Below are 2,328 nucleotides of genomic sequence, written 5' to 3'. Positions count from 1 at the left end.
CTTTCTATCTTCGGCGCCTTGCCTGGATAACCTCCCAATTAAGTGCCCAGAAAAAATCAATGCTACTCAGAGGAGACCTCAGCTTTCGCAGCAGGCCGCGAAGCGGCGCGCAGAAAGCGTAGTCTCCGAAGAGTACATTTATTTTTTACGACAAGCTTAATCCCCACAAAACTGATTTGGTTTTTGGTCTATAAACACTTACATTTGATATATAACATTCATTTACAATGAGCAAAGAAGTTTTAGAAATTTCGATACTAGTAGATGAAAAGTTTGATGTAAGCTTTGACCTGGTGGAAGGTATTCTTGGAATAATCCTTAAAGTATTTGGCAAGTAAGAAGTAACATCCGGCTTTCTTCTCTTTGCAGGCATTTAAAATGCCTGGAGAAGATTTCTGCGCCAAAAAAAACCGTATATAATTCAAACGAAACCTGTAAATTTGCCGCATAATGAGTAGAAAGAGAAAATCAGGGACGGTTACTATCCTTCCTAATTTGCATATTATTGATATCGCTGAAGAAGGTAAAGGCGTAGGAAAAGCCGATGAGCTTGTCGTTTTTGTAGATAAAGCAGTGCCTGGTGACGTTGTTAATGTACGTCTGACCAAGAAAAAGAAAAACTTTGCAGAAGCGGTAATCGAAGAACTGCACACCGCTTCTGAGTTCAGGACAGACCCCTTCTGTCAGCACTTTGGAACCTGTGGAGGTTGTAAATGGCAACATATGCAATATCAGGCTCAGCTAAAGTTTAAACATAAAAATGTAGAAGCCGCTTTACAGCGCCTGGCGAAAGTGGATACGACTGCTATGGAACCTATTCTGGGGTCAGCAGAGAACAAATACTACAGGAATAAACTCGAGTATACTTTTTCGAACAAACGCTGGCTGGAAAAAGAAGATATGACAGACCGGGAAGATCTGGAATTGAATGCCCTTGGTTTTCACGTACCTGGTCGCTTTGATAAGATCCTTGATGTTCAGCATTGTTATCTGCAGGCCGAACCTTCGAATACACTAAGAAATGAAGTAAGAAGTTATGCAATTAAAAACGGGCTAACTTTTTATGACCTTCGTAACCATGAGGGGAATTTGCGGAACCTGATCATCAGAACCTCCTCCACCGGAGAAGTGATGGTAGCCGTGATTTTTGCTTATGCAGAACAGGATCAGATTGACGGATTGATGGAATACCTAAAAGTCAATTTTAAAGAAATTACCTCTTTGCTGTATATTGTTAATCAGAAGAAAAATGACACCATTTTTGATCAGGATGTAATTGTATACGCTGGTCGGGACCATATATTTGAGGAAATGGACGGTCTGAAATTTAAGATCGGGATTAAATCTTTCTATCAGACTAATTCTGATCAGGCTCATGAATTGTATAAAATTACGAGGGAATTTGCAGGTTTTACAGGGAATGAGCTGGTGTACGATTTATATACCGGTGCGGGAACCATTGCAAATTTTGTGGCCCGCCAGGTAAAGCAGGTTGTTGGGGTCGAATATGTACCCACTGCGATTGAGGATGCGAAATTTAATTCTGCATTGAATGGCATAGATAATACCATTTTTTATGCTGGTGATATGAAAGATATCCTGACTGCTGAATTTGTAACTCAGCATGGCAAGCCAGATGTGGTGATCACAGATCCACCAAGGGCAGGTATGCATACCGATGTGGTAGAACGGCTGCTGGAGATGGAAGCGGAGAAGATTGTGTATGTGAGCTGCAATGCTGCAACACAAGCCAGAGACCTCGCCTTATTGAAAGAAAAATATGAGGTTGTTCGTATCAAGCCAGTAGATATGTTCCCGCATACTCAACATGTGGAAAACGTAGTTTTGTTAAAACTCCAAAAATAATAGAAATGGATGTAGAAGAGTTAATGCCGCAACAGCCGGCAGGTGATGGGAAAAGTGAAAAGAAACAAAGCCCGTTGGTGAGCCTGGAGAAAGACCTGGAATTTTATGCAGACTCCATTAAAGAAGTGGCTGTAGAAATTATGGTCGAAGGAATTTCAGCCCACCCGATCTTTATTGCCCATCAGCATAGTGTAAGTATAGGAGAAATGATCCTCAACCGGGAAGAGTTGAATACCAACTGGACTATCCAGGCCTCTACTCTGGAAGAATTTGTTCAAAAAGGAATTATCCAGCCGGAGAGAAAAGAACTGTTTTTAAAGAGCTATAAAAAACCGGAAGATTATATGTGTGTATTTGTGATTGTACCGGAAGGCGCAAATTTCATTTACTATCCTTATAAAAAGAGACATTAAAAAAAAATCCCTGCCAGGGAGGGGATTCCAGGGCAGGGATTACAAACTA

General features: G+C 40.9%; 2 protein-coding genes. Both read left to right on the top strand.

What is annotated here, in order from left to right; genetic code table 11:
• Positions 1-450 precede the first annotated feature (450 nt).
• Positions 451-1,866: a 23S rRNA (uracil(1939)-C(5))-methyltransferase RlmD gene (gene rlmD, locus DBR11_RS26380; protein WP_108555554.1), complete on the top strand. Its 1,416-nt coding sequence runs from the start codon at positions 451-453 to the stop codon at positions 1,864-1,866.
• A gap of 5 nt (positions 1,867-1,871) precedes the next feature.
• Complete coding sequence (locus tag DBR11_RS26375) at positions 1,872-2,279, top strand: hypothetical protein (RefSeq protein WP_108555553.1); 408 nt, start codon at positions 1,872-1,874, stop codon at positions 2,277-2,279.
• Positions 2,280-2,328: the final 49 nt, after the last annotated feature.

It is taken from the genome of Pedobacter sp. HMWF019 (assembly GCF_003061025.1).
GTDB lineage: Bacteria > Bacteroidota > Bacteroidia > Sphingobacteriales > Sphingobacteriaceae > Pedobacter.
This window is presented reverse-complemented; position numbering and strand designations above follow the sequence as displayed.